At 67.4% G+C, this 21,461-nt stretch carries 27 protein-coding genes and 1 tRNA gene; 23 read left to right on the plus strand and 5 right to left on the minus strand.

The annotated features are described in order from the left end of the window. Positions 1–29: 29 nt before the first annotated feature. From hisA to tatC, 10 genes are all read left to right on the plus strand, one after another. Positions 30–770 carry a 1-(5-phosphoribosyl)-5-[(5-phosphoribosylamino)methylideneamino]imidazole-4-carboxamide isomerase gene (gene hisA / locus QTH87_RS03110; protein ID WP_286606783.1) on the plus strand — a complete coding sequence of 247 codons (741 nt, stop codon included), beginning with the start codon at positions 30–32 and terminating at the stop codon, positions 768–770. 87 nt (positions 771–857) lie between these two features. Further along, entirely contained in the window at positions 858–1,700 is an 843-nt protein-coding gene (locus QTH87_RS03115) for a D-hexose-6-phosphate mutarotase (protein WP_286606785.1), read from the plus strand. 25 nt (positions 1,701–1,725) lie between these two features. After that, positions 1,726–2,526, plus strand: coding sequence for an imidazole glycerol phosphate synthase subunit HisF (gene hisF / locus QTH87_RS03120; RefSeq protein ID WP_286606787.1), 801 nt, complete (start codon positions 1,726–1,728; stop codon positions 2,524–2,526). 25 nt (positions 2,527–2,551) lie between these two features. After that, positions 2,552–2,953: a phosphoribosyl-AMP cyclohydrolase gene (gene hisI / locus QTH87_RS03125; protein WP_286606789.1), complete on the plus strand. Its 402-nt coding sequence runs from the start codon at positions 2,552–2,554 to the stop codon at positions 2,951–2,953. Continuing rightward, positions 2,950–3,336 carry a phosphoribosyl-ATP diphosphatase gene (locus QTH87_RS03130; protein WP_286606791.1) on the plus strand — a complete coding sequence of 129 codons (387 nt, stop codon included), beginning with the start codon at positions 2,950–2,952 and terminating at the stop codon, positions 3,334–3,336. Before hisI ends, QTH87_RS03130 begins: the two co-directional genes overlap by 4 nt. Before the next feature lie 15 nt (positions 3,337–3,351). Then, positions 3,352–3,741, plus strand: coding sequence for a DUF4870 family protein (locus QTH87_RS03135; RefSeq protein ID WP_286606793.1), 390 nt, complete (start codon positions 3,352–3,354; stop codon positions 3,739–3,741). Then, the gene (locus tag QTH87_RS03140) at positions 3,731–4,090 is read left to right on the plus strand and encodes a histidine triad nucleotide-binding protein (protein WP_286606794.1); all 360 of its coding nucleotides are present in this window, start codon (positions 3,731–3,733) and stop codon (positions 4,088–4,090) included. The genes QTH87_RS03135 and QTH87_RS03140 overlap by 11 nt, the downstream gene beginning before the upstream one ends. 103 nt (positions 4,091–4,193) lie before the next feature. Continuing rightward, on the plus strand, positions 4,194–4,433 hold the full coding sequence (gene tatA / locus QTH87_RS03145) for a Sec-independent protein translocase subunit TatA (RefSeq protein WP_286606795.1): 240 nt from the start codon (positions 4,194–4,196) through the stop codon (positions 4,431–4,433). Positions 4,434–4,450: 17 nt separating this feature from the next. Next, positions 4,451–4,909 (plus strand): Sec-independent protein translocase protein TatB, encoded by a 459-nt coding sequence (gene tatB, locus QTH87_RS03150; protein WP_286606797.1) that lies wholly within the window; start codon positions 4,451–4,453, stop codon positions 4,907–4,909. A 63-nt stretch (positions 4,910–4,972) separates the two neighbouring features. Continuing rightward, complete coding sequence (gene tatC / locus QTH87_RS03155; protein ID WP_286606798.1) at positions 4,973–5,788, plus strand: twin-arginine translocase subunit TatC; 816 nt, start codon at positions 4,973–4,975, stop codon at positions 5,786–5,788. A gap of 76 nt (positions 5,789–5,864) precedes the next feature. On the opposite strand, the gene QTH87_RS03160 is transcribed toward tatC, so the two are convergent. Continuing rightward, a complete protein-coding gene (locus tag QTH87_RS03160; protein ID WP_286606800.1) occupies positions 5,865–7,028 on the minus strand; it encodes a S1C family serine protease in 1,164 nt (387 codons plus the stop codon). Positions 7,029–7,142: 114 nt separating this feature from the next. Here QTH87_RS03160 and QTH87_RS03165 point away from each other — a divergent pair, with 114 nt between their 5' ends. After that, positions 7,143–7,916 (plus strand): Nif3-like dinuclear metal center hexameric protein, encoded by a 774-nt coding sequence (locus QTH87_RS03165; RefSeq protein ID WP_286606801.1) that lies wholly within the window; start codon positions 7,143–7,145, stop codon positions 7,914–7,916. Further along, a complete protein-coding gene (pdxA, locus tag QTH87_RS03170; protein WP_286606802.1) occupies positions 7,913–8,986 on the plus strand; it encodes a 4-hydroxythreonine-4-phosphate dehydrogenase PdxA in 1,074 nt (357 codons plus the stop codon). Before QTH87_RS03165 ends, pdxA begins: the two co-directional genes overlap by 4 nt. Here pdxA and mscL read toward each other — a convergent pair. After that, positions 8,973–9,407, minus strand: a complete 435-nt coding sequence (gene mscL, locus QTH87_RS03175; protein ID WP_286606803.1) for a large conductance mechanosensitive channel protein MscL — start codon at positions 9,405–9,407, stop codon at positions 8,973–8,975. The two genes, pdxA and mscL, sit on opposite strands and share 14 nt — an antisense overlap. A gap of 179 nt (positions 9,408–9,586) precedes the next feature. Here mscL and petA point away from each other — a divergent pair, with 179 nt between their 5' ends. The 7 genes from petA (at position 9,587) to QTH87_RS03210 (ending at position 14,577) form a co-directional block, all read left to right on the plus strand. Continuing rightward, positions 9,587–10,210 (plus strand): ubiquinol-cytochrome c reductase iron-sulfur subunit, encoded by a 624-nt coding sequence (gene petA, locus QTH87_RS03180; RefSeq protein ID WP_286606804.1) that lies wholly within the window; start codon positions 9,587–9,589, stop codon positions 10,208–10,210. A gap of 14 nt (positions 10,211–10,224) precedes the next feature. Beyond that, a complete protein-coding gene (locus QTH87_RS03185) occupies positions 10,225–11,625 on the plus strand; it encodes a cytochrome b (protein ID WP_286606806.1) in 1,401 nt (466 codons plus the stop codon). A gap of 16 nt (positions 11,626–11,641) precedes the next feature. Then, the gene (locus QTH87_RS03190) at positions 11,642–12,397 is read left to right on the plus strand and encodes a cytochrome c1 (protein ID WP_286606808.1); all 756 of its coding nucleotides are present in this window, start codon (positions 11,642–11,644) and stop codon (positions 12,395–12,397) included. A 97-nt stretch (positions 12,398–12,494) separates the two neighbouring features. Then, positions 12,495–13,106: a glutathione S-transferase N-terminal domain-containing protein gene (locus QTH87_RS03195; protein ID WP_286369119.1), complete on the plus strand. Its 612-nt coding sequence runs from the start codon at positions 12,495–12,497 to the stop codon at positions 13,104–13,106. Between the two features lie 19 nt (positions 13,107–13,125). Next, a complete protein-coding gene (locus tag QTH87_RS03200) occupies positions 13,126–13,698 on the plus strand; it encodes a ClpXP protease specificity-enhancing factor (protein ID WP_286606810.1) in 573 nt (190 codons plus the stop codon). A gap of 39 nt (positions 13,699–13,737) precedes the next feature. Then, positions 13,738–13,813 (plus strand) — tRNA-Thr (locus tag QTH87_RS03205). Positions 13,814–13,860: 47 nt separating this feature from the next. Beyond that, positions 13,861–14,577, plus strand: a complete 717-nt coding sequence (locus tag QTH87_RS03210) for a PepSY-associated TM helix domain-containing protein (RefSeq protein WP_286606811.1) — start codon at positions 13,861–13,863, stop codon at positions 14,575–14,577. Between the two features lie 41 nt (positions 14,578–14,618). On the opposite strand, the gene QTH87_RS03215 is transcribed toward QTH87_RS03210, so the two are convergent. Beyond that, complete coding sequence (locus QTH87_RS03215) at positions 14,619–14,924, minus strand: hypothetical protein (RefSeq protein WP_286606812.1); 306 nt, start codon at positions 14,922–14,924, stop codon at positions 14,619–14,621. Positions 14,925–15,103: 179 nt separating this feature from the next. On the opposite strand from QTH87_RS03215, the gene secA reads away from it, so the two are divergent. The 4 genes from secA to QTH87_RS03235 are packed head-to-tail and all read left to right on the plus strand — an operon-like array spanning position 15,104 to position 20,448. Further along, on the plus strand, positions 15,104–17,881 hold the full coding sequence (gene secA / locus QTH87_RS03220) for a preprotein translocase subunit SecA (RefSeq protein WP_286606814.1): 2,778 nt from the start codon (positions 15,104–15,106) through the stop codon (positions 17,879–17,881). Between the two features lie 22 nt (positions 17,882–17,903). Next, positions 17,904–19,133: a bifunctional glutamate N-acetyltransferase/amino-acid acetyltransferase ArgJ gene (gene argJ / locus QTH87_RS03225; protein WP_286606815.1), complete on the plus strand. Its 1,230-nt coding sequence runs from the start codon at positions 17,904–17,906 to the stop codon at positions 19,131–19,133. Next, on the plus strand, positions 19,130–20,014 hold the full coding sequence (locus QTH87_RS03230) for an ATP-binding protein (RefSeq protein ID WP_286606816.1): 885 nt from the start codon (positions 19,130–19,132) through the stop codon (positions 20,012–20,014). Before argJ ends, QTH87_RS03230 begins: the two co-directional genes overlap by 4 nt. Beyond that, positions 20,011–20,448, plus strand: coding sequence for an NUDIX domain-containing protein (locus QTH87_RS03235; protein WP_286606818.1), 438 nt, complete (start codon positions 20,011–20,013; stop codon positions 20,446–20,448). Before QTH87_RS03230 ends, QTH87_RS03235 begins: the two co-directional genes overlap by 4 nt. Positions 20,449–20,471: 23 nt before the next feature. On the opposite strand, the gene QTH87_RS03240 is transcribed toward QTH87_RS03235, so the two are convergent. After that, a complete protein-coding gene (locus tag QTH87_RS03240; RefSeq protein WP_286606819.1) occupies positions 20,472–20,687 on the minus strand; it encodes a DNA gyrase inhibitor YacG in 216 nt (71 codons plus the stop codon). Next, positions 20,684–21,439 (minus strand): cell division protein ZapD, encoded by a 756-nt coding sequence (gene zapD, locus QTH87_RS03245; RefSeq protein ID WP_286606821.1) that lies wholly within the window; start codon positions 21,437–21,439, stop codon positions 20,684–20,686. The genes QTH87_RS03240 and zapD overlap by 4 nt, the downstream gene beginning before the upstream one ends. Positions 21,440–21,461 lie beyond the last annotated feature (22 nt).

The raw sequence follows: 21,461 nt of genomic DNA on the forward strand, positions 1-21,461 counted from the left end.
CCCTCCCGCCCGCCACGCAATCCCGCACCATGCTCCTCATTCCAGCGATCGACCTCAAGGATGGCCATTGCGTTCGCCTCAAGCAAGGCGACATGGACCAGTCCACCACCTTCAGCGAAGACCCGGCCGCGATGGCGCGCAAGTGGCTCGAGGCCGGTGCGCGTCGGCTGCACCTGGTCGACCTGAACGGCGCCTTCGCCGGCAAGCCGCAGAACCATGCGGCGATCAAGGCGATCCTGCGCGCGGTCGGCGACGACATCCCGGTGCAGCTGGGCGGCGGCATCCGAGACCTCGACACCATCGAGCGCTACATCGACGACGGCCTGCGCTACGTGATCATCGGCACGGCCGCGGTCAAGAACCCGGGCTTCCTCAAGGACGCTTGCAGCGCCTTCGGCGGCCACATCATCGTCGGCCTCGACGCCAAGGACGGCAAGGTCGCCACCGACGGCTGGAGCAAGCTCACGGGCCACGAGGTGGCCGACCTCGGCAAGAAGTTCGAGGACTACGGCGTCGAATCGATCATCTACACCGACATCGGCCGCGACGGCATGCTCTCGGGCATCAACATCGAGGCCACCGTGCGGCTCGCGCAGGCGCTTACCATCCCCGTGATCGCCTCGGGCGGGCTCTCGAACATGGCCGACATCGACCAGCTCTGCGCGGTCGAGTCCGACGGCATCGAAGGCGTGATCTGCGGCCGCGCCATCTATTCGGGCGACCTCGACTTCACGGCCGCCCAGGCCCGCGCCGACGAACTCGCGGCCTAGGCGCCCGGGCGCGCGCCGCAACGCCGGCGCGGTCTTTCCCCCGGCGCCGGCGCGTCGGCGGTCGGCGTCAAACCTAGAATCGAGGCCATGACCCTCAGTGCCCTCGACTTTCGCGGCCAGCCTGCGGTGCACCTGGCGCTGCCTGGCGGTGCCGCCTGCACCGTGGCGCTGCACGGCGCGCACCTGCTGTCCTGGACCACCGCCGACGGCGTCGAACGCATCTACCTGAGCCCCGAGGCCCGCTTCGACGGCCGGAGCGCGATCCGCGGCGGCGTGCCGATCTGCTGGCCGCAATTCAACCAGCGCGGGGCGCTGCCCAAGCATGGCTTCGCGCGCAACCTGCCGTGGACGGTCGAGCCGACGGCCGCCGGCGGGCGTCCGGGCACGCTGGTGCTGAGCCTGCGCGACGGTCCGGCCACCCGTGCCCTCTGGCCGCACGCCTTCCAGGCACACCTGACGCTGACGCTGGCGCCCAGGTCGCTGCGCATCGCGCTGGCCATCGACAACATCGGCGGCGAGACTCTTTCCTTCGCCGCCGCGCTGCACAGCTATCTGCGGGTCGACGACGTCGTGCAGGCCAGGCTCGAAGGCCTGCAGGGCGCCAACCGCTGGGACGCGGTGCGCGACGACCGGCATGTCGAGAGCGCGTCATCCCCGGTCTTCGGCAGCGAGTTCGACAGCGTCTATGTGGCGCCGGCCCGGCCGCTGCGGCTGGTGCAGCCCTCGGGCACGCTCGAGATCGCGCAGAGTGCGAGCTGCACCGAGACGGTGGTCTGGAACCCGGGGCCGGTGCTCTCCGCCAAACTGGACGACATGCCCGACGACGGCTGGCGGCACATGCTGTGCGTCGAGGCCGCGCGCATCGACGAGGCCGTGCAGCTCGCGCCGGGTGCGCAGTGGCAGGGCTGGCAGCAGCTCACCGTCGCCTGAAACCTTTTCTCCTTCGAATTTCTCCATGCTTGCCAAACGCATCATTCCCTGCCTCGACGTCACGGGCGGCCGCGTCGTCAAGGGCGTCAACTTCGTCGAGCTGCGCGACGCCGGCGATCCGGTCGAGATCGCGGCGCGCTACAACGCGCAGGGCGCCGACGAGCTGACCTTCCTCGACATCACGGCCACCAGCGACGGCCGCGACCTGATCCTGCCCATCATCGAGGCCGTGGCGTCCCAGGTCTTCATCCCGCTGACCGTGGGCGGTGGCGTGCGAACCGTGGCCGACGTGCGGCGCCTGCTCAATGCCGGCGCCGACAAGACCAGCTTCAATTCGGCCGCGATCGCCGATCCGCGCGTGATCAACGACGCCTCGCACAAGTACGGCGCACAGTGCATCGTGGTGGCGATCGACGCCAAGCGGCGCAGCGCCGAGGATGCCGCGCGCCACACGTCCGAGGGCCGGCCGGTCGGAGCCGGTTGGGACGTCTACAGCCACGGCGGCCGCAAGAACACGGGCCTCGACGCGGTTCGCTGGGCCGCCGAGATGGCGCGCCGCGGTGCCGGCGAGATTCTTTTGACCAGCATGGACCGCGACGGTACCAAGAGCGGCTTCGACCTCGAGCTGACGCGCGCCGTGAGCGACGCGGTCGGCGTGCCGGTGATCGCCTCGGGCGGGGTCGGCAGCCTGGAACACCTGGCCGACGGCATCCAGACCGGTGGCGCCGACGCCGTGCTGGCGGCGAGCATCTTCCACTACGGCGAATTCACCGTGGGCGAGGCCAAGCGCCAGATGGCCGCGCGTGGCATCCCGGTGCGCCTGTGACACCCGTGACCGACAATAGCCCGCTATGAACTGGCTCGACGAAGTGAAATGGGACGCGAACGGCCTGGTGCCCGTGATCGCGCAGGAAAAAGGCAGCAACGACGTGCTGATGTTCGCCTGGATGGACCGCGAGGCGCTGGCCAGGACCGCCGAGCTCGGCCGTGCCGTGTACTTCAGCCGATCGCGCGGCAAGCTCTGGTTCAAGGGCGAGGAGTCCGGCCACGTGCAGCTCGTGCACGAGATCCGCATCGACTGCGACAACGACGTGCTGCTGCTGCAGGTCACGCAGCAGGGCCACGAACCCGGCATCGCCTGCCACACCGGCCGCCACAGCTGCTTCTTCAGCAAGTACCAGGACGGCCGCTGGACGGCCACCGAACCGGTCTTGAAGGATCCGGCCTCGATCTATACCTCGTCCTCACGATGAATTCCGACACCCGCCGCAACGCCGAGGACGCGCTGGCCCGCCTGGCCGCCGTGATCGAGAGCCGGCTGCCCGCGAACGGCGGCGACCCCGACAAGAGCTATGTCGCGCGCCTGCTGCACCGCGGCCCGGATGCCTTCCTCAAGAAGATCGGCGAGGAAGCCACCGAGGTCGTGATGGCCGCCAAGGACGCCGACCACGGCGGCGACCGCACCAAGCTCGTGAACGAGGTCGCCGACCTCTGGTTCCACAGCATGGTGGCGCTGGCGCACTACGGCTTCACGCCGGCCGACGTGATCGCCGAGCTCGAGCGCCGAGAGGGCACCAGCGGCATCGAGGAAAAGGCCCTGCGCAAGGCGCAGGACCGCGAAGCATCCAATGACTGAAAAGGAGCGCACGCCATGTCCAACGACATCATCACCGTCGAGCCCGACGACTCGCTCAAGACCTGGGGCTGGGTCAGCTACATCCTGCACCTGGTGGTGGCGATCGGCGCCGTTCTGCCGGGCGCGCAGGCCTCGGTCGGGCTGCTGCTCATCGCGCTGATCATCGATCTGGTCAAGCGCGAGGACGCCGCCGGCACCTGGCAGGCCTCGCACTTCAGCTGGCGCATCCGCTCGGTGCTGTGGGCCGGCGTGCTGTACGTGCTGACCTCCTGGCTGTGGCTGCTCTTCCTGGTGCCGGGCTGGATCGCCTGGGCACTGATTTCGCTTTGGTTCCTCTATCGCATCGTCAAGGGGATGGTGCGCATGAATGCGGGACGACCCATGGAAACCGGCAATGTCATCTGATCCCAGCTGCCTCTTCTGCAAGATCGTCGAAGGCAAGATCCCTTCGCGCAAGGTCTACGAGGACGAAGACCTTTTCGCCTTTCACGACATCGCGCCCTGGGCGCCGGTGCATTTCATGATCGTGCCGAAGCGCCACATCGCATCGATGGCCCAGGTCACGCCCGACGACGCGGCGCTGATGGGCAAGATCATGACCCTGGCACCCCGCCTGGCCGCCGAGCAGGGCTGCAGGCCCTACCCCGAGGGCGGTTTCCGCATCGTGGTCAACACCGGCAACGAGGGCGGGCAGGAGGTGCATCATCTCCACGTGCACGTCATGGGTGGGCCCAGGCCCTGGGCCAGGGGCTGAGCCTTTCTTCGCATCCTTTCATCGCCGCGCGCGGCCTATAGCCATTCTTTTGGCTCACCATCGCGCGCCGTCTAAAATCCGGCACATTCTTCAGGAGTAATCCATGGGTTCCTTTTCCATCTGGCACTGGTTGATCGTGCTGCTCGTCGTCGTGATGATCTTCGGCACCAAGAAGCTGCGCAACATGGGCTCCGACCTCGGCGGCGCCGTGAAGGGCTTCAAGGACGGCATGAAGGAAGGCGGCACGCCCGAGACGCCCGTCGTCAACCCGAACGCCCAGGTGACCGGCAACGCGAGCGCCGACAAGACGACGATCGACGTCGAAGCGCGTCAGAAGTCCTAACGCCCGATCGTCCGTACGTGATCGACCTCGGCATCTCGAAGCTGGCCCTGATCGGCGCCGTGGCGCTGATCGTCATCGGGCCCGAAAAGCTGCCGCGCGTGGCGCGCACCGTGGGCACGCTGCTGGGCAAGGCCCAGCGCTACGTCAACGACGTCAAGGCCGAGGTCAATCGCTCGATGGACCTCGACGAGCTGCGCAAGATGAAGGACACGGTGCAGGAAGCCGCGCGCGACGTCGAGCAGAGCATCCACGCCGGCGCCAGCGACTTCGAGAAGCAGTTCTCCGAAAGCGGCCAGACGCTCTCCGAGCTGGCCGACAGCCCGCCGTCCTATCCCGAATACAAGCACCCACGCAAGAACTGGCGCCTGAAGCAGGGCGCCACGCCACAGTGGTACAAGGCGCGCAACGGCGTTCGCACCAAGGCGCTGTCGGGCGCCGCGCGCGTCGCCCGCTATCGCCCTCACAAGATCAACTAGCCGCATCGACGACAGACGGCGGCGGCATGCGGCGCGCGCCGCATCCGAGCGCAGCGACCCCACATGGCCGAATCCACCGACAAGAACAAGGAAGACGAGCTGGCCGGCACCGAGCAGCCCTTCGTCGCGCACCTCATGGAGCTGCGCGACCGGCTGCTCTACTGCGTCTACGGGCTGGCCGTGGCCGGCATCCTGCTGGCCATCTGGCCCGGGCCGGCCGGGCTGATCGACATGATCGCGGTGCCGATCCGGGCCCACATGCCGCCCGACGCCAAGCTGATCGCCATCGGCGTGTTCTCGCCCTTCTTCGTGCCGCTCAAGGTGCTCGGCATGACCTCGGTGCTGCTGGCGCTGCCGTGGCTCATGTACCAGTGCTGGATGTTCGTCGCGCCCGGCCTCTACAGCCACGAAAAGCGCTTCGCGCTGCCCCTGATCTTCTTCGGCAGCCTGCTGGCCTACACCGGCATCGCCTTCGTGCAGTTCTTCGTTCTCGACAAGATGTTCGGCTTCATCCAGAAGTTCACGCCGCCCTCGGTCAACGCGACGCCCGACATCTCCTCGTACGTCGAGGCCATCCTGTCGCTCTACATCGCCTTCGGGGTCGCCTTCCAGGTGCCGATCGTGGTCATGCTGCTGGTGCGCTTCGAGATGGTCACGATCGAGAAGCTGCGCTCCTTCCGCGGCTACTTCATCGTGCTGGCCTTCGTGGTGGCGGCGGTGCTGACGCCTCCCGACGTGGTGTCGCAGCTCGCGCTCGCGATCCCGATGTGCCTGCTCTACGAGGTCGGCATCATCGGCGCGCGCTACTTCACGCGCTATTCCAAGCCGCCGGCCGAGGAAGGCGCAGCGGCCGATCCGGCCGATTCGTCCAAGACCTGAACCGGGCCCGGCCGGCAACTGAAACCGGCTCCGAGGCGACCCACGGCCCCGGGCCGCGGCGCTCTTCTTCGAAGCCCTATTCGGCCTGCCCGGGCACCCGCTGCACCGGCGAGCGCGGCCGCAGGCCCGGCGTAACGTCGAGCTCCACCCGGTCGCTGCCGCGCTGCAGCGCGAATCGCGTCGCGATGCCGGGCTTGAGGCCGGCCACCGCGGTCAGCAGCTCCTGCGTGTTGCCGATGGCCTTGTCGCCCACGCTCGTGATCACGTCGCCGGGCCGCACGCCGGCCCTGGCTGCCGGGCCGTTCTGCAGCACGCCCGTGATGATCACGCCGCTCGCCGCCTTGACGCCGAAGGTCTCGGCCAGCTCGGGCGAGAGCTCGTTCGGCTCGACGCCGATCCAGCCGCGCGTCACCTTGCCGGACTTCACGATGTCCTCGAGCACCTGCTTGGCGGTCGACACCGGAATCGCGAAGCCGATGCCCATGTTGCCGCCGGTGCGCGAGTAGATCGCGGTGTTGATGCCCTCGAGGTTGCCGTTGACATCGATCAGCGCGCCGCCCGAGTTGCCGGGGTTGATCGCGGCGTCGGTCTGGATGAAGTTCTCGAAGATGTTGATGCCGAGCTGGTTGCGCCCGAGCGCCGAGACGATGCCACTGGTGACGGTCTGGCCGACTCCGAACGGGTTGCCGATCGCGAGCACCTGGTCGCCCACCTGGAGTGCGTCCGAATTGCCCAGCACGATCACCGGCAGCTTGTCGAGTTCGATCTTGAGCACCGCGAGGTCGGTCTCGGGGTCGGTGCCGATCACCTTGCCACGCGCATGCCGGCTGTCGTTGAGCGTGACGTCGATCTCGTCGGCGCCCTCGACCACGTGGTTGTTGGTCAGGATGTAGCCTTCGCTGCTGACGATCACGCCGCTGCCCAGGCCGACCTGCGGCTGGTCGCCCTGGTCGCCGAAGAAGAAGCGGAACCACGGGTCGTTGCTGCGCGGCGTGCGCTGCGCCGCCTTGCTGGTGTTGATGCTGACCACCGCGGGCGAGGCCTTCTTGGCCGCCGCGCTGAGGCTGCCGGCGGTGATGCTCGCGCCAGGTGCCGGCGCGGGTGCCTCGATCACCGAGACCAGGCCCGTGAGCGGGCCGCTGCGGCGCGCCACCCATTCGGGCTTGAGCGTGGCAACGACGAAAAAGGCCGCGAGCAGGATCGTCACGGCTTGGGCAAACAGCAGCCAGGTGCGTTTCATGAAAAAGCTTGGAAAACGGATGGAGACACGTGGAGAAAGACGGGTGCGGCGGGGAGCGCGGGCAGCCAGGGACGATTGTCCCTCAACGTCCGGCGCCGGGGCGACAATCGGGCCATGAGCACCACCCGTCATGAGCTCCTGCACGCCTTCGACCTGCTGCTGGCGCCCGAGCGCTTCAAGGACTACGGCCCCAACGGCCTGCAGGTCGAGGGCCGCACCACGGTACGCAAGATCGTCTCGGGCGTGACCGCCAGCCGGGCCCTGATCGAGGCCGCGATCCATGCCGAAGCCGATGCGATCTTCGTCCACCACGGCCTGTTCTGGCGCGGCCAGGACGGCCGCGTCACGGGCTGGATGCGGCAGCGCCTGGGCCTGCTGCTCGGCGACGACGTCAATCTGTTCGCCTACCACCTGCCGCTCGACGCCCATCCCGAGCTCGGCAACAACGCACAGCTCGGCCTGCAACTCGGCCTGGTCGCGCAGGCCGGATCGGGTGGCCGCTTCGGCGATCAGGAGCTCGGTTTCCTGGGCGGCCGCGACAACGGCGAGGCCTTCGACAGCGCCCGCGCGCTGGCGGGCCACGCCGAGCGCGTGCTCGGCCGGCCGGTCACGCTGGTCGAGGGCGCGCCGCGGCCGATCCGGCGGGTGGCGTGGTGCACGGGCGGTGCCCAGGGCTATTTCGAGGCTGCGATCGCCGCCGGCGCCGACGCCTTCATCACCGGCGAGATCTCCGAGCCGCAGGCGCACTATGCGCGCGAGACCGGCGTCGCCTTTCTGGCCTGCGGGCACCACGCGACCGAACGCTATGGCGCGCCGGCTGTGGCAGGCCACGTGGCGGCGCAGTTGGGCCTCGCGCACGAATTCATCGACATCGACAACCCGGCGTGAACACCATCGACGAAGCCCTCGAGCCGATCGCGGTCACGCTCGGCGACCCGGCGGGCATCGGCCCGGAGATCATCGCGAAGGCGTTCCGCGACGCGCCGCAGGTGCTGCGCGGCTGCTTCGTGGCCGGCGACGTCGGCAGCGTGCGCCGGGCCTCGCAGGCCATCGCCGGAGCCGGTGTGCCGGCGCTGCCGGTCGCCAGCATCGAGTCGCCGCACGAGCAGGCGCCGCCCGGCTGCATCCCGGTGCTGCAGGTGGTCGCGCCGCCGCCTGCAAGCATCGTGCTGGGCCGTGTCGACGCCGAAGCCGGACGCATCGCCGGTGACTGCGTGGTCTGGGCCGCGCGCGCCGCGCTTGCCGGCGAGATCGCCGCGCTGGTCACGGCGCCGCTGCACAAGGAGGCGCTCGCGGCGGCCGGCTTTCCCTTCCCGGGCCACACCGAACTGCTGCAGGCCGAGGCCGCCGTGCACCGGGGCCTTTCGATCGCCGAGATGCCGGTGCGCATGATGCTGGCCAACGACGAACTGCGCACCGTGCTCGTGAGCATCCACATGTCGCTGCGCGACGCCATCGAGGCGGTGCGCTTCGATGGCGTGCTGGAGACGCTGCGCATCGCTCACCGGGCCCTGGGTGCGGTGCTCGGGCGGCCGCCGCGGATCGGCGTGGCGGGCCTCAATCCGCATGCGGGGGAGGGCGGGCTGTTCGGCTCCGAGGAGCGCGAGATCATCGCGCCCGCGATTGCGGCCGCGCGGGCCGAGGGCATCGACGCCGACGGGCCGCATGCGCCCGACACGGTGTTCATGCGAGCCCGCGCCAGGGCGGGCGGGCTGGGCGAATTCGACGTCGTGGTCGCGATGTACCACGACCAGGGGCTGATTCCGGTCAAGTACCTTGGCGTCGAGAAGGGCGTCAACGTGACGCTGGGGCTGCCGCTGGTGCGGACCAGCCCCGATCACGGGACCGCGTTCGACATCGCAGGCAGCGGCCGCGCCGATGCCTCGAGCCTGATCGAGGCGGTGCGGATGGCGCGCTCGCTGAGTGGCGCGGCGCGCCGGCCGCTCAGGGGCGCCTGAGGCTGTCGCGGATCTCGCGCAGCAGGACCACGTCCTCGGGCGTGGGCGGCACGGCCGGGGGCGCCGGCGGCTCGATCGCGTTGCGCAGCCGGTTGATCTGCCTGACCATCAGAAAGATGATGAAGGCCAGGATGACGAAGTTGACCGCGACCGTGATGAAGCTGCCGTAGGCCAGCACCGGCGCGCCGGCCTTCTTGAGTTCGACCAGGGTATCGGCGACGCCGGCGGGCCGCGGCCCGAGCATGATGTACAGATTCGAGAAGTCGAGCTTGCCGAAGATCAGGCCGACCAGCGGCATGATGATGTCGCTGACCAGCGAGTCGACGATCTTCCCGAAGGCCGTGCCGATGATCACGCCGACCGCGAGGTCGACCACGCTGCCTTTGACGGCGAACTCGCGGAACTCTTTCATAAAGCTCATGTCCGGGACCCTCTCTGCTTCGGTGGTTTGCAACGCCGGCCAGTATAGGCGCGGGCTTCGTTTCGGCGAGCGTGCGCGGGCCGGCCGGCGTGCCTTGTCGTCGTTGAATTTGCCTTTTACGCTCCGCTACAATCCTTGGTTGACCCAAGCCCCTACGAAGAAGATTTGAGGATTTCCTGATGAGTGACAGCACCGTGAGCAGCGCCGGCCACCCCCGGATCGATTCCAGCAAGCGGACATGGTTGATCGCATCAGGCTGCGCTGGCGCAGTGGGTGGTGCCGCCGTGGCCGTGCCCTTCGTGAGTTCGTTCCAGCCGTCCGAGAAGGCCAAGGCGGCCGGTGCCGCAGTCGAGGCCGACATCTCCGGGCTGCAGGTCGGCGAGAAGATGACGGTCGAATGGCGCGGCAAGCCGGTCTGGATCCTCAAGCGCTCGCCGGCTCAGGTCGCCGAACTCCCCAAGCTCGATCCGCTGCTGGCCGATCCGCAATCCAAGCGCAACCCGGACGAGTTCACGCCGGCCTACGCACGCAACGACCATCGCTCGATCAAGCCCGAGATCCTCGTGGTCGTCGGCATCTGCACGCACCTGGGCTGCTCGCCCGTCGATCGCCTGCAGGCCGGCCCGCAGGCCTCGCTGCCCGACAACTGGGAAGGCGGCTTCCTCTGCCCCTGCCACGGCTCGACCTTCGACCTGGCCGGCCGGGTGTTCAAGAACAAGCCCGCGCCCGACAACCTGCCGGTGCCGCCGCACATGTATCTCTCCGACACGCGTCTCCTGATCGGCGACGACAAGAAGGCCTGAGGAGAGAAAAGAACATGGCTGAATTCCACGAGATATCCCCGAACGCACCAGCGGCCGAGAAGGCGCTCAACTGGGTCGACAACCGCTTCCCCCTGACGAAGCTCTGGAACGACCAGTGGGGCAAGTACTATGCCCCGAAGAATTTCAACTTCTGGTACATCTTCGGCTCGCTCGCGATGCTGGTCCTCGTGATCCAGATCGTGACCGGCATCTTCCTCGTGATGCACTACAAGCCCGATGCCGCGCTGGCCTTCGGCTCGGTCGAGTACATCATGCGCGACGTGCCCTGGGGCTGGCTGATCCGCTACATGCACTCCACGGGTGCATCGGCCTTCTTCATCGTGGTCTACCTGCACATGTTCCGCGGGCTCATGTACGGCAGCTACCGCAAGCCGCGCGAGCTGATCTGGATCTTCGGCTGCGCGATCTTCCTGTGCCTGATGGCCGAGGCCTTCATGGGCTACCTGCTGCCCTGGGGCCAGATGAGCTACTGGGGCGCGCAGGTGATCGTGAACCTGTTCGCGGCGATCCCGTTCATCGGCCCCGACCTGGCGCTGCTGATCCGCGGCGACTACGTCGTGAGCGACGCCACGCTGAACCGCTTCTTCGCCTTCCACGTGATCGCGGTGCCGCTGGTGCTGCTGGGCCTCGTCGTGGCCCACCTGATCGCGCTGCACGAGGTGGGTTCCAACAACCCCGATGGCATCGAGATCAAGGCCAACCGCGGCCCCGACGGCCATCCGGTCGACGGCATTCCCTCGCACCCGTACTACACGGTGCACGACATCTTCGGCGTCGTGGTGTTCCTGACCATCTTCTCGGCCGTGATCTTCTTCGCGCCCGAGGCTGGCGGCTACTTCCTCGAGTACAACAACTTCATCCCGGCCGATTCGCTCAAGACGCCGAACCACATCGCACCGGTCTGGTACTTCACGCCGTTCTATTCGATGCTGCGCGCGATCACGAGCGAGATGATGTATGCGCTGATCGCCTGCGTCATCGGCGCTGCCGCCTACGGCGTCTGGAAGGCCCGGCTGCCGTCCATCATCAAGGGCGTGATCGTCGTGGTCGCAGTCGGTGCGGTGGCGATGATGCTGTCGATCGATGCCAAGTTCTGGGGCGTGGTGGTGATGGGTGGCGCGGTCGTCATCCTGTTCTTCCTGCCCTGGCTCGACCACAGTCCCGTGAAGTCGATCCGCTACCGTCCGACCTGGCACAAGTACGTGTACGGCGTGTTCGTCGTCAACTTCCTGGTGCTCGGCTATCTCGGCGTGCAGCCGCCATCGCCGCTCGGCGAGCGGATCTCCCAGATCGGATCGCTGTTCTATTTCGGTTTCTTCCTGCTGATGCCGTGGTGGAGCCGCCTCGGCGAATTCAAGCCGGTCCCCGAGCGCGTGGTTTTCAACGCTCACTGACCGGGAGACGACAAGAATGAAGAAACTGATCCTCACGTTGATCGCGGCTCTCGGCATCGTCGGTGGCGCACACGCCGCGGAAGGTGGCATCGCCTGGGACAAGGCGCCGAACCACACGAACGACCTCGCTTCGCTGCAGAACGGCGCCAAGCTGTTCGTCAACTACTGCCTGAACTGCCACTCGGCGTCGTACATGCGATTCAACCGTCTGCAGGACCTCGGCATTTCCGAGCAGCAGATCAAGGACAACCTCCTGTTCCCGACCGACAAGATCGGCGAGACCATGAATGTCAACATGAATCCGCGCCAGGCCAAGGAGTGGTTCGGCACCGTGCCGCCCGACCTGACCCTGGTCGCACGCTCGCGCGCGGGACACGGCGGCACCGGCGCCGACTATCTCTACACCTACCTGCGTACCTTCTACCGCGACGACTCCAAGGCCACCGGCTGGAACAACCTCGCGTTCCCGGCGGTCGCGATGCCGCACGTGATGTGGGAACTGCAGGGCGAGCGTCGTCCGGTGTTCGAGAAGGTCATGGCCCATGGCCACGAGACCGAAGTCTTCAAGGGCTGGGAGCAAGTCAGCCCCGGCACCCTCACGCCGATTCAGTTCGACCGGGAAGTCGCCGACCTCGTGGGCTACCTCCAGTGGATGGCCGAGCCGGCGCAGAACACCCGCATCCGCGTCGGCGTCTGGGTGCTGTTGTTCCTGGTGATGGCCGTGGTCTTCACATGGCGTCTGAATGCCTCGTACTGGAAAGACGTGAAGTGAACGTGAGCGCGGTCCGGCCTTGCCGGACCCGCGTTCTTGTGGAGTGGGTTGCCGTTCGTGCAGACCCACTCTTTTTGATTTTTAGGAGTCTTTCGCCATGATGGTCCTGTATTCGGGAACGACCTGCCCCTTTTCCCACCGCTGCCGCTTCGTCCTGTTCGAGAAGGGCATGGATTTCGAGATCCGCGATGTCGATCTCTACAACAAGCCCGAAGACATCAACGTGATGAACCCGTACGGCCAGGTGCCGATCCTGGTCGAACGCGACCTGATCCTGTACGAGTCGAACATCATCAACGAGTACATCGACGAGCGCTTCCCGCATCCGCAGCTGATGCCCGGCGACCCGGTCGATCGCGCGCGCGTGCGGCTGTTCCTGCTCAACTTCGAGAAGGAACTCTTCGTCCACGTCTCGACGCTCGAGAACCGCACCACCAAGGGCAACGAGAAGGCGCTCGAGAAGGCGCGCTCGCACATCCGCGACCGGCTCACGCAACTGGCCCCGGTGTTCCTCAAGAACAAATACATGCTGGGCGACAACTTCTCGATGCTCGACGTCGCGATCGCGCCGCTGCTCTGGCGCCTCGACTACTACGGCATCGACCTCAGCAAGAACGCTGCACCGCTGCTGAAGTACGCCGAGCGCATCTTCTCGCGCCCGGCCTACATCGAGGCGCTGACGCCGTCCGAAAAGGTCATGCGCAAGTGAGCGGCTGGCGTCGTCGGTCATGATCAACGCGCTCGAATCGTCCTCGACCCGCCCGTACCTGATCCGGGCGCTGTATGAATGGTGCACCGACAACGGCTTCACGCCGTATGTGGCGGTGCAGGTCGACGACACGGTCCAGGTGCCGCGCGAGTACGTGAAGAACGGCGAGATCGTCCTCAACATCAGCTTCGACGCCACCAGCTCGCTCAAGCTCGGCAACGACTTCATCGAGTTCAAGGCCCGCTTCGCTGGCACCGCGCGCGAGATCAGCGTGCCGGTCGGTCGCGTGCTGGCGATCTATGCGCGCGAGAACGGCCAGGGCATGGCCTTCCCGGCACCTGCGGCTTCGCAGGGCGATGGCGGGCATGCGGCGCCGGCGAGCGGCGGCGCCCAGCCTTCGGTGGCCGCCACGCGCACGCCGCTGCGCGACGCCTCGCGCGGCACCGAGGGCGATGCCGGCAAGGTCGTGCACCTGGTGCCCGGCGAAGGCGACGAATCGATCGGAAGCGGCGACGCGCCCATCGGTACCGACGAGCCGCCGCGCCCCCCCGCCGGCGGCGGCGCGCGCCCCTCGCTCAAGCGCATCAAGTGAATGAACGCGGTCCGGCCGGGCCGCTAAAATCCGGTTCCCGCCGCTTTAGCTCAGTTGGTAGAGCAACCGCCTTGTAAGCGGTAGGTCGTCAGTTCGATTCCGACAAGCGGCACCAATCTGCATCCGTCACGACCGATCGCCACAGCGCTTCGGCTTCGACCCATGAATTCCCACGCGACCGCCTCGACCGCCCCGAACGCGCGCGCGCAGGCGCAGCAGCGCCGCAGCACGGCGGTGCAGTGGATCCGCAAGACCCACGGCTGGATCGGGCTCTGGGGCGCGGTCCTGGGCCTGATCTTCGGCACCGCAGGCATCTGGCTCAATCACCGCTCGGTGCTCAAGCTGCCCATGGCGCAGGAGCGCAGCAACGTCCAGCTCGCGCTGACCGAGCCGGCGCCGTCCAGCGTGGCCGAGATGGCGGTCTGGCTGCAGGCAGCGCTCGAACAGCCCCGGCCACCGAATTCGGTGCGCACCGAGCCGTCGCGGCCCGTCGCGTGGACCGAGAAGGCCCGGCCGGCCGTCGAGGGCGCCGAGGGCGGGGGTGCTGCCAGGCCGCCGCTCATGCAGCCCGAGCGCTGGGTCTTCAACTTCGGCGGCCCGGACGCCACGGTGCAGGCCGACTACTGGCGCGGCAATCGTTCGGTCGGCGTCACGACGACCCGCAACGGCTTCGTCGCCACGCTCAGCAACATGCACAAGGGCACCGGCATGTCCGTGGGCTGGGTCCTGCTGGTCGACACGCTGGCCGGCAGCATCATCTTCCTGTCGATCTCGGGCGTGCTGCTGTGGATGCTCACGCACCGCCGGCGTGCGGTCGGGCTGGCGATCTTCGGCACTTCGGTCGCCCTGACCCTGGGGCTGGTGCTCGCGCAGCTCTGACAGGTCGCGCGAAGCGGCACGGGCGAGGGCCCGCGAGCTGCTCAGCGCCGGGACAGCACCTTGATGCGGATCGTCGCGACATCCCAGCCGCGTGAGCGCAGGCGCGACTGCAGCATCGGCGCCAACTGGCGCAGCTTGGCGGCCGCGGCGCTGCCGTTGACCAGCATGCACCAGATGTCTCCCTCGGCAGGTCCGGCCTGCACCGCGGGGCGCATGTCGGGCGGGATCAGGTCCTGCACCGCCGCCAGCCGTTCGTTGGCGTCGCGTGCGCGGGCAGCCAGGCTCGCGAGCGTGGGCGAACCCTCGGTGGCTTCGAGCACGGTGATGGCGTTGTAGCGGCGATTCATGGCAATGGACGATGCTCTGGAGGGGGACGGCAAGGCGGCTAAAATCAGCGGTTTGCCGGCAATCCTTCCGGCCGGACCGCTTGGCTTTTGGCAAAGCGCGCCCAAGTTCGTTTCTCGTCTATCTTAGGGATCCCGGTCGCTGCATCTGCAATCCGCAAGTGTGCATCGGCCCTCCATTCATGGCCACCAACTTCCTGACCCAAATTTTCGGCAGTCGCAACGATCGGCTCCTGAAGCAGTATCGCAAGACGGTCGAGCGCATCAACGCCCTGGAGCCGTCCTTCGAGAAGCTCGACGACGCCGCGCTGCGCGCCAAGACGCAGGAATTCAAGGACCGCGTCGCCAAGGGCGAGACGCTCGACGACCTGCTGCCCGAGGCCTTCGCGACCGTGCGCGAAGCCTCCAAGCGGATCATGAAGATGCGCCACTTCGACGTGCAGCTGCTCGGCGGCATGGCGCTGCACAACGGCAAGATCTCCGAGATGCGCACGGGCGAGGGCAAGACCCTGACCGCCACGCTGCCGGTGTACCTCAACGCGCTCACGGGCAAGGGTGTGCACGTGGTCACGGTCAACGACTACCTCGCGAGCCGCGACGCCAAGTGGATGGGCCGTCTCTACAACTACCTCGGGCTGTCGGTCGGCATCAACCTGCCGCAGATGCCGCGCGAGGAAAAGCAGGAGGCCTACGGCAGCGACATCACGTACGGCACCAACAACGAGTACGGCTTCGACTACCTGCGCGACAACATGGTCTACGAGCCGCGCGACCGCGTGCAGCGCGGCCTCAACTACGCGATCGTCGACGAGGTCGACTCGATCCTGATCGACGAGGCGCGCACGCCGCTGATCATCAGCGGCCAGGCCGAGGATCACACCGAGCTCTACCTGGCGATCAACAAGGTGGTGCCGCTGCTGGTCAAGCAGGAAGGCGAGGCCGACCCGCGCACCGGCGAGGGCGTCACCAAGCCCGGCGACTTCACGGTCGACGAGAAGACCCACCAGGTGTTCCTGACCGAGGACGGCCACGAGAAGGCCGAGCAGGTGCTGTCAGAGTTCAAGCTGCTGCCCGAAGGCGCATCGCTGTACGACCCGGCCAACATCACGCTGATGCATCACCTGAATGCGGCGCTGCGTGCGCGGCATCTCTACCACCGCGACCAGCACTACGTGGTGCAGCAGGGCGAAGTCGTGATCGTCGACGAGTTCACCGGCCGCCTGATGACCGGCCGCCGCTGGAGCGACGGCCTGCACCAGGCCGTGGAAGCCAAGGAAGGCGTCGAGATCCAGGCCGAGAACCAGACCCTGGCCTCGATCACCTTCCAGAACTACTTCCGCCTCTACGCCAAGCTGGCCGGCATGACCGGCACCGCCGACACCGAGGCCTACGAGTTCCAGGAAATCTATGGTCTCGAGACCATGATCATCCCGCCCAACCGCATCAGCAAGCGCGAGGACCAGCTCGACCGCGTCTACAAGACCACGCGCGAGAAGTACGAGGCCGCGATCCAGGACATCCGCGAATGCTACGAGCGCGGACAGCCGGTGCTGGTCGGCACCTCGTCGATCGAGAACTCGGAAATCATCGACGGGCTGCTCGAGAAGGCAGGCCTGCCGCACCAGGTGCTGAACGCCAAGCAGCATGCGCGCGAAGCCGACATCGTGGCCCAGGCCGGCCGCACCAAGATGATCACGATTGCGACCAACATGGCCGGCCGCGGAACCGACATCGTGCTCGGCGGCAACGTCGAGAAGATGATCGAGGCGGTCGAGGCCGATGAATCGCTCGACGACACTGCCAAGGCAGCGGAGGCCGCGCGCCTGCGCGCCGAATGGGACAAGGACCACGAGTTCGTGAAGTCGCTCGGCGGCCTGCGCATCATCGCCACCGAGCGTCACGAGTCGCGGCGCATCGACAACCAGCTGCGCGGCCGCTCGGGCCGACAGGGCGATCCGGGCTCCTCGCGCTTCTACCTGAGCCTCGACGATCCGCTGATGCGCATCTTCGCCGGCGACCGCGTCAAGGCGATCATGGATCGCCTCAAGATGCCCGACGGCGAAGCGATCGAGGCCGGCATCGTCACGCGCAGCATCGAGAGCGCGCAGCGCAAGGTCGAGGCGCGCAACTTCGACGTCCGCAAGCAACTGCTCGAGTACGACGACGTCTCGAACGATCAGCGCAAGGTGATCTACCAGCAGCGCAACGACATCCTCGACGCCTCCGACCTGACGGCGCAGATCGACGCGCTGCGCGAAGGCTGCTTCACCGACCTGGTCCGCCAGTACGTGCCGGCCGAATCGGTCGAGGAACAGTGGCAGCTGCCTGCGCTCGAGAAGACGCTTGCCGACGAATGGGGCCTCGAGCTGCCGCTGCAGAAGGAAGTCGAAGCCGCGAGCGCGATCGGCGACGACGAAGTGGTCGAGAAGGTGGTGGGCGCGAGCAACGAGGCCTTCAACGCCAAGGTGGCGCTGATCGGCGCCGAGAACTTCCTCCAGTTCGAACGCATGGTGCTGCTGCAGAGCATCGACACCCATTGGCGCGAGCACCTGGCTTCGCTGGACTACCTGCGCCAGGGCATCCACCTGCGCGGCTATGCGCAGAAGCAGCCCAAGCAGGAGTACAAGCGCGAGGCCTTCGAACTCTTCGGCCAGCTGCTGGATTCGGTCAAGAACGAAGTCACGCGCCAGCTGATGACGGTGCGCGTGCAGTCGAACGAACAGCTCGAGCAGGCGGCCGAGGCCATGGAAAGCCGCGGCGAGAACCTCTCGAACATCACCTACACCGCGCCCACCGAGACCGGCGAGATCGAGGTGCGGGTCGACGAGGAGAGCCTGCGCCGCCAGGCCGCCACCGGCCTCGGTGCCGGGGCCGCGGCCTTCGCGCGGGTCGGCCGCAACGATCCCTGCCCCTGCGGCAGCGGCAAGAAGTTCAAGCAGTGCCACGGCAAGCTCAGCTGAGCCCCAACCACCAGGACATGCCATGCCCGTGAAACTCTCCGCCCCCGATCCCGCCGCGCTGCATGCGGTACCCGGCGTGCGCATCGGCGTCGCCGAAGCGGGCGTGCGCAAGGCCAACCGCAAGGACCTGACGGTGGTGCTGATCGACGAGGGCGCCGCGGTCGGCGGTGTGTTCACGCAGAACCGTTTCTGTGCCGCACCGGTGCAGGTCTGCCGCGAACACCTGGCGCAGGACTTCGGCATCCGCGCGATGCTGATCAACACCGGCAACGCCAACGCCGGCACCGGACAGGACGGCCTGGCACGCACGCGCGCGACCTGCATCGCGCTGGCGCGCCATCTGAACATCGCGCCCGAGCAGATCCTGCCGTTCTCGACCGGCGTGATCATGGAGCCGCTGCCGATCGACCGCATCGAGGCCGGCCTGCCTGCCGCGCTCGACGATGCACGGCCCGACCACTGGGCGCGCGCGGCCGAGGGCATCATGACCACCGACACCGTGCCCAAGGCCTTCAGCGAGCAGCTGCAGATCGGCGGCGCCACCGTCACCATCACCGGCATCAGCAAGGGCGCGGGCATGATCCGGCCGAACATGGCGACCATGCTCGGCTTCATGGCCACCGACGCGAAGATCGACCCGTCCCTGATCCAGCCGCTGGCCAGGCGGCTGGCCGATGCCTCGTTCAACCGCGTGACCATCGACGGCGACACCTCGACCAACGATTCGTTCGTAGTCATCGCCACGCAGAAGGCGGCGCACGCGACCATCACGTCGCTCGATTCGCCCGACGGCCGGGCGCTGGTGGCTGCCATGCAGAACGTGGCCCGCCTGCTGGCGCAGGCCATCGTGCGCGACGGCGAAGGCGCGACCAAGTTCATCACCATCCAGGTCGAAGGCGGACGCGATGCCGCGGAATGCGCGCAGGTGGCCTACGCCATCGCCCATTCGCCGCTGGTCAAGACCGCGTTCTACGCCAGCGACCCGAACCTCGGCCGCATCCTGGCGGCAGTGGGCTACGCGGGCATCGCCGATCTCGACCAGACCGGCATCGACCTGTACCTGGACGACGTCCATGTGGCGGTCAAGGGCGGCCGCAATCCCGACTACCGCGAGGAAGACGGCCAGCGCGTGATGAAGCAGAGCGAGATCACGGTGCGCATCGGCCTCGGTCGCGGCACCGCCAGCGACACGGTGTGGACCTGCGACTTCAGCCACGAGTACGTGACCATCAACGCCGACTATCGGTCATGAACGAGCAGTTCCAGAAGCTGATCGAGCGCGCCGAACAGCTCATCGGCCGGATCGAATCGATCCTGCCGCAGCCGCTCGCGGCACCGGCCGACTGGAATGCCTCGATCGCCTGGCGCTATCGGCGCCGCAGCACGGGCCACGGCACGCTCGAGCCGGTGCGCCACGTGGCGCAGATGCCGCTTGATGCGCTGAAGGAGATCGATCTCCAGAAGGAGAAGATCGAGCGCAACACGCGCCAGTTCGTCGAGGGCAAGCCGGCCAACAACGTGCTGCTCACGGGCGCGCGCGGCACCGGCAAGTCGTCCCTGATCCGCGCCTGCCTGCAGGCCTATGCGCCGCAGGGGCTGCGCCTGATCGAGGTCGACAAGGCGGAACTCGTCGACCTGCCCGACATCATCGAGGTGGTCGCGAACCGGCCCGAGAAGTTCATCGTCTTCAGCGACGACCTGAGCTTCGACGAGGGCGAGCCGGGCTACAAGGCACTGAAGTCCATCCTCGACGGCTCGATCGCCGCCTCGACCGCCAACGTGCTGATCTACGCGACCAGCAATCGGCGCCATCTGCTGCCCGAGTACATGAAGGACAACCTCAGCTACACCCACACGGAGGACGGCGAGGTCCATCCGGGCGAGGTGATCGAGGAGAAGATCTCGCTGTCCGAGCGCTTCGGCCTCTGGGTCAGCTTCTATCCGTTCACTCAGAACGAATACCTCGCGATCGCGGCCCAGTGGCTGGGTTCGTTCGGCGTCACGGCGGAGGCGATCGAGGCCGCACGCCCCGAGGCGCTGGTCTGGGCGCTCGAGCGCGGCTCGCGCAGCGGCCGCGTGGCCTACCAGTTCGCGCGTGACTATGCGGGCCGGGCCGCCGCTCCTGCGCCATGAGCGATGCGCGCAAGCACACCGAGGTCGCAGTCGGCATCCTGATCCGCGCCGATGGTGCACTGCTGCTGTCGACCCGGCCCGAGGGCAAGCCCTATGCAGGCTACTGGGAGTTCCCCGGCGGCAAGCTCGAGGCCGGCGAAACCGTCGAGCAGGCGCTGCGGCGCGAACTGCACGAGGAACTCGGCATCGAGATCGGCGCTGCGGAGGTCTGGAAGGTCACCGAGCACGACTACCCGCATGCGCTGGTGCGGCTGCACTGGTGCAAGGTGCGCGCATGGCGCGGCGAATTCGAGATGCGCGAAGGCCAGCAGATGTGCTGGCAGCAACTGCCCCTCGAGGTGACGCCGGTGCTGCCGGGCGCGCTGCCGGTGCTGGCCTGGATGGCAGAGGAGCGCGGCCTTGCGGCACTCGCTGCCACGCCGCCCGCGGCCTGAGCCGGCTACCTGCGTTCAGACGGTCACTGCTGGCGCTTGGGGTCGCCGAAGGGATCGTCGTCCGGCGGCGTGTCGGCCGGCATCCTGAATTCTTCGCTCGCCCAGGCGCCCAGATCGATGCCCTTGCAGCGCGCGCTGCAGAACGGCCGGTAGGGATTGCTCGCGGCATAGACGCTGTCGCCGCCGCAGGCCGGGCAGCGGACGATGCGCTCGCCGATGGCGTCTTCCACGCTGCTCATGCGCAGAGGGTGAGCTCGAAGGGGGCGTCCTCGGTGCTCTGGTGCAGGCGGTCGTCGTCGGCGTGGCGCATCAGGCGCACCGAGACCATGAGCCGGTTGCCGCTGATCTCGGGGATCAGCCCGAGCTTGGGATCGATGCGCAGGCGCAGCAACTGGAAGCTGCGGCCCTGCGGCAGCGTCTGCTGGAACTGTCCGTTGGCCGCGATCACCTTGTAGGGCACGTCGGCATCGCGCAGCAGCTTGAGCAGCAGGTAGATCGATTCGGCCAGCGGCGCGAGGGTGGACGACCAGCGCTCGAGATCGGCGCGGCGCTCGGGTGCGCGGCGGTTTTGCCAGGCGAAGTAGGCCGGCAGGTCGAATTCGCAGGTACCGCCCGGAATGCCGGCCCGGCTGCGGATGCTCATGAGCCACTCGTTCTCGGTCAGCGCCTGCCCGGCCTTGCCCGGCACGGTGTTGAGGGTGGCGAAGTTGCTCTCGAGCTTGGCCACCACCTGGTCGAGCACCGACTCGGCGATCGCGGGGTTGCCGCGGTAGCTGTTGAAGACGTTCTTGTGCTTGTCGAGATCGCGCAGCACATCCGCCTTGAGGTCGGCGCGCGCTGCCACGTCCATGATCTCGAAGATCGTGACCAGCGCGTAGTGATGCAGCAGCGGGGAATCGGCCGGGACCAGTTCGCCGAGGCGGCGGAACAGGTGCTCGAGCCGAAGGTAGGTCCGGATGCGCTCGTTGAAGGGGTACTCGTAGAGGATCACGCGTGGTGGCTTCCGGTTGCGA

It is taken from the genome of Variovorax jilinensis, assembly GCF_030316885.1.
Taxonomy (GTDB): domain Bacteria; phylum Pseudomonadota; class Gammaproteobacteria; order Burkholderiales; family Burkholderiaceae_C; genus Variovorax; species Variovorax jilinensis.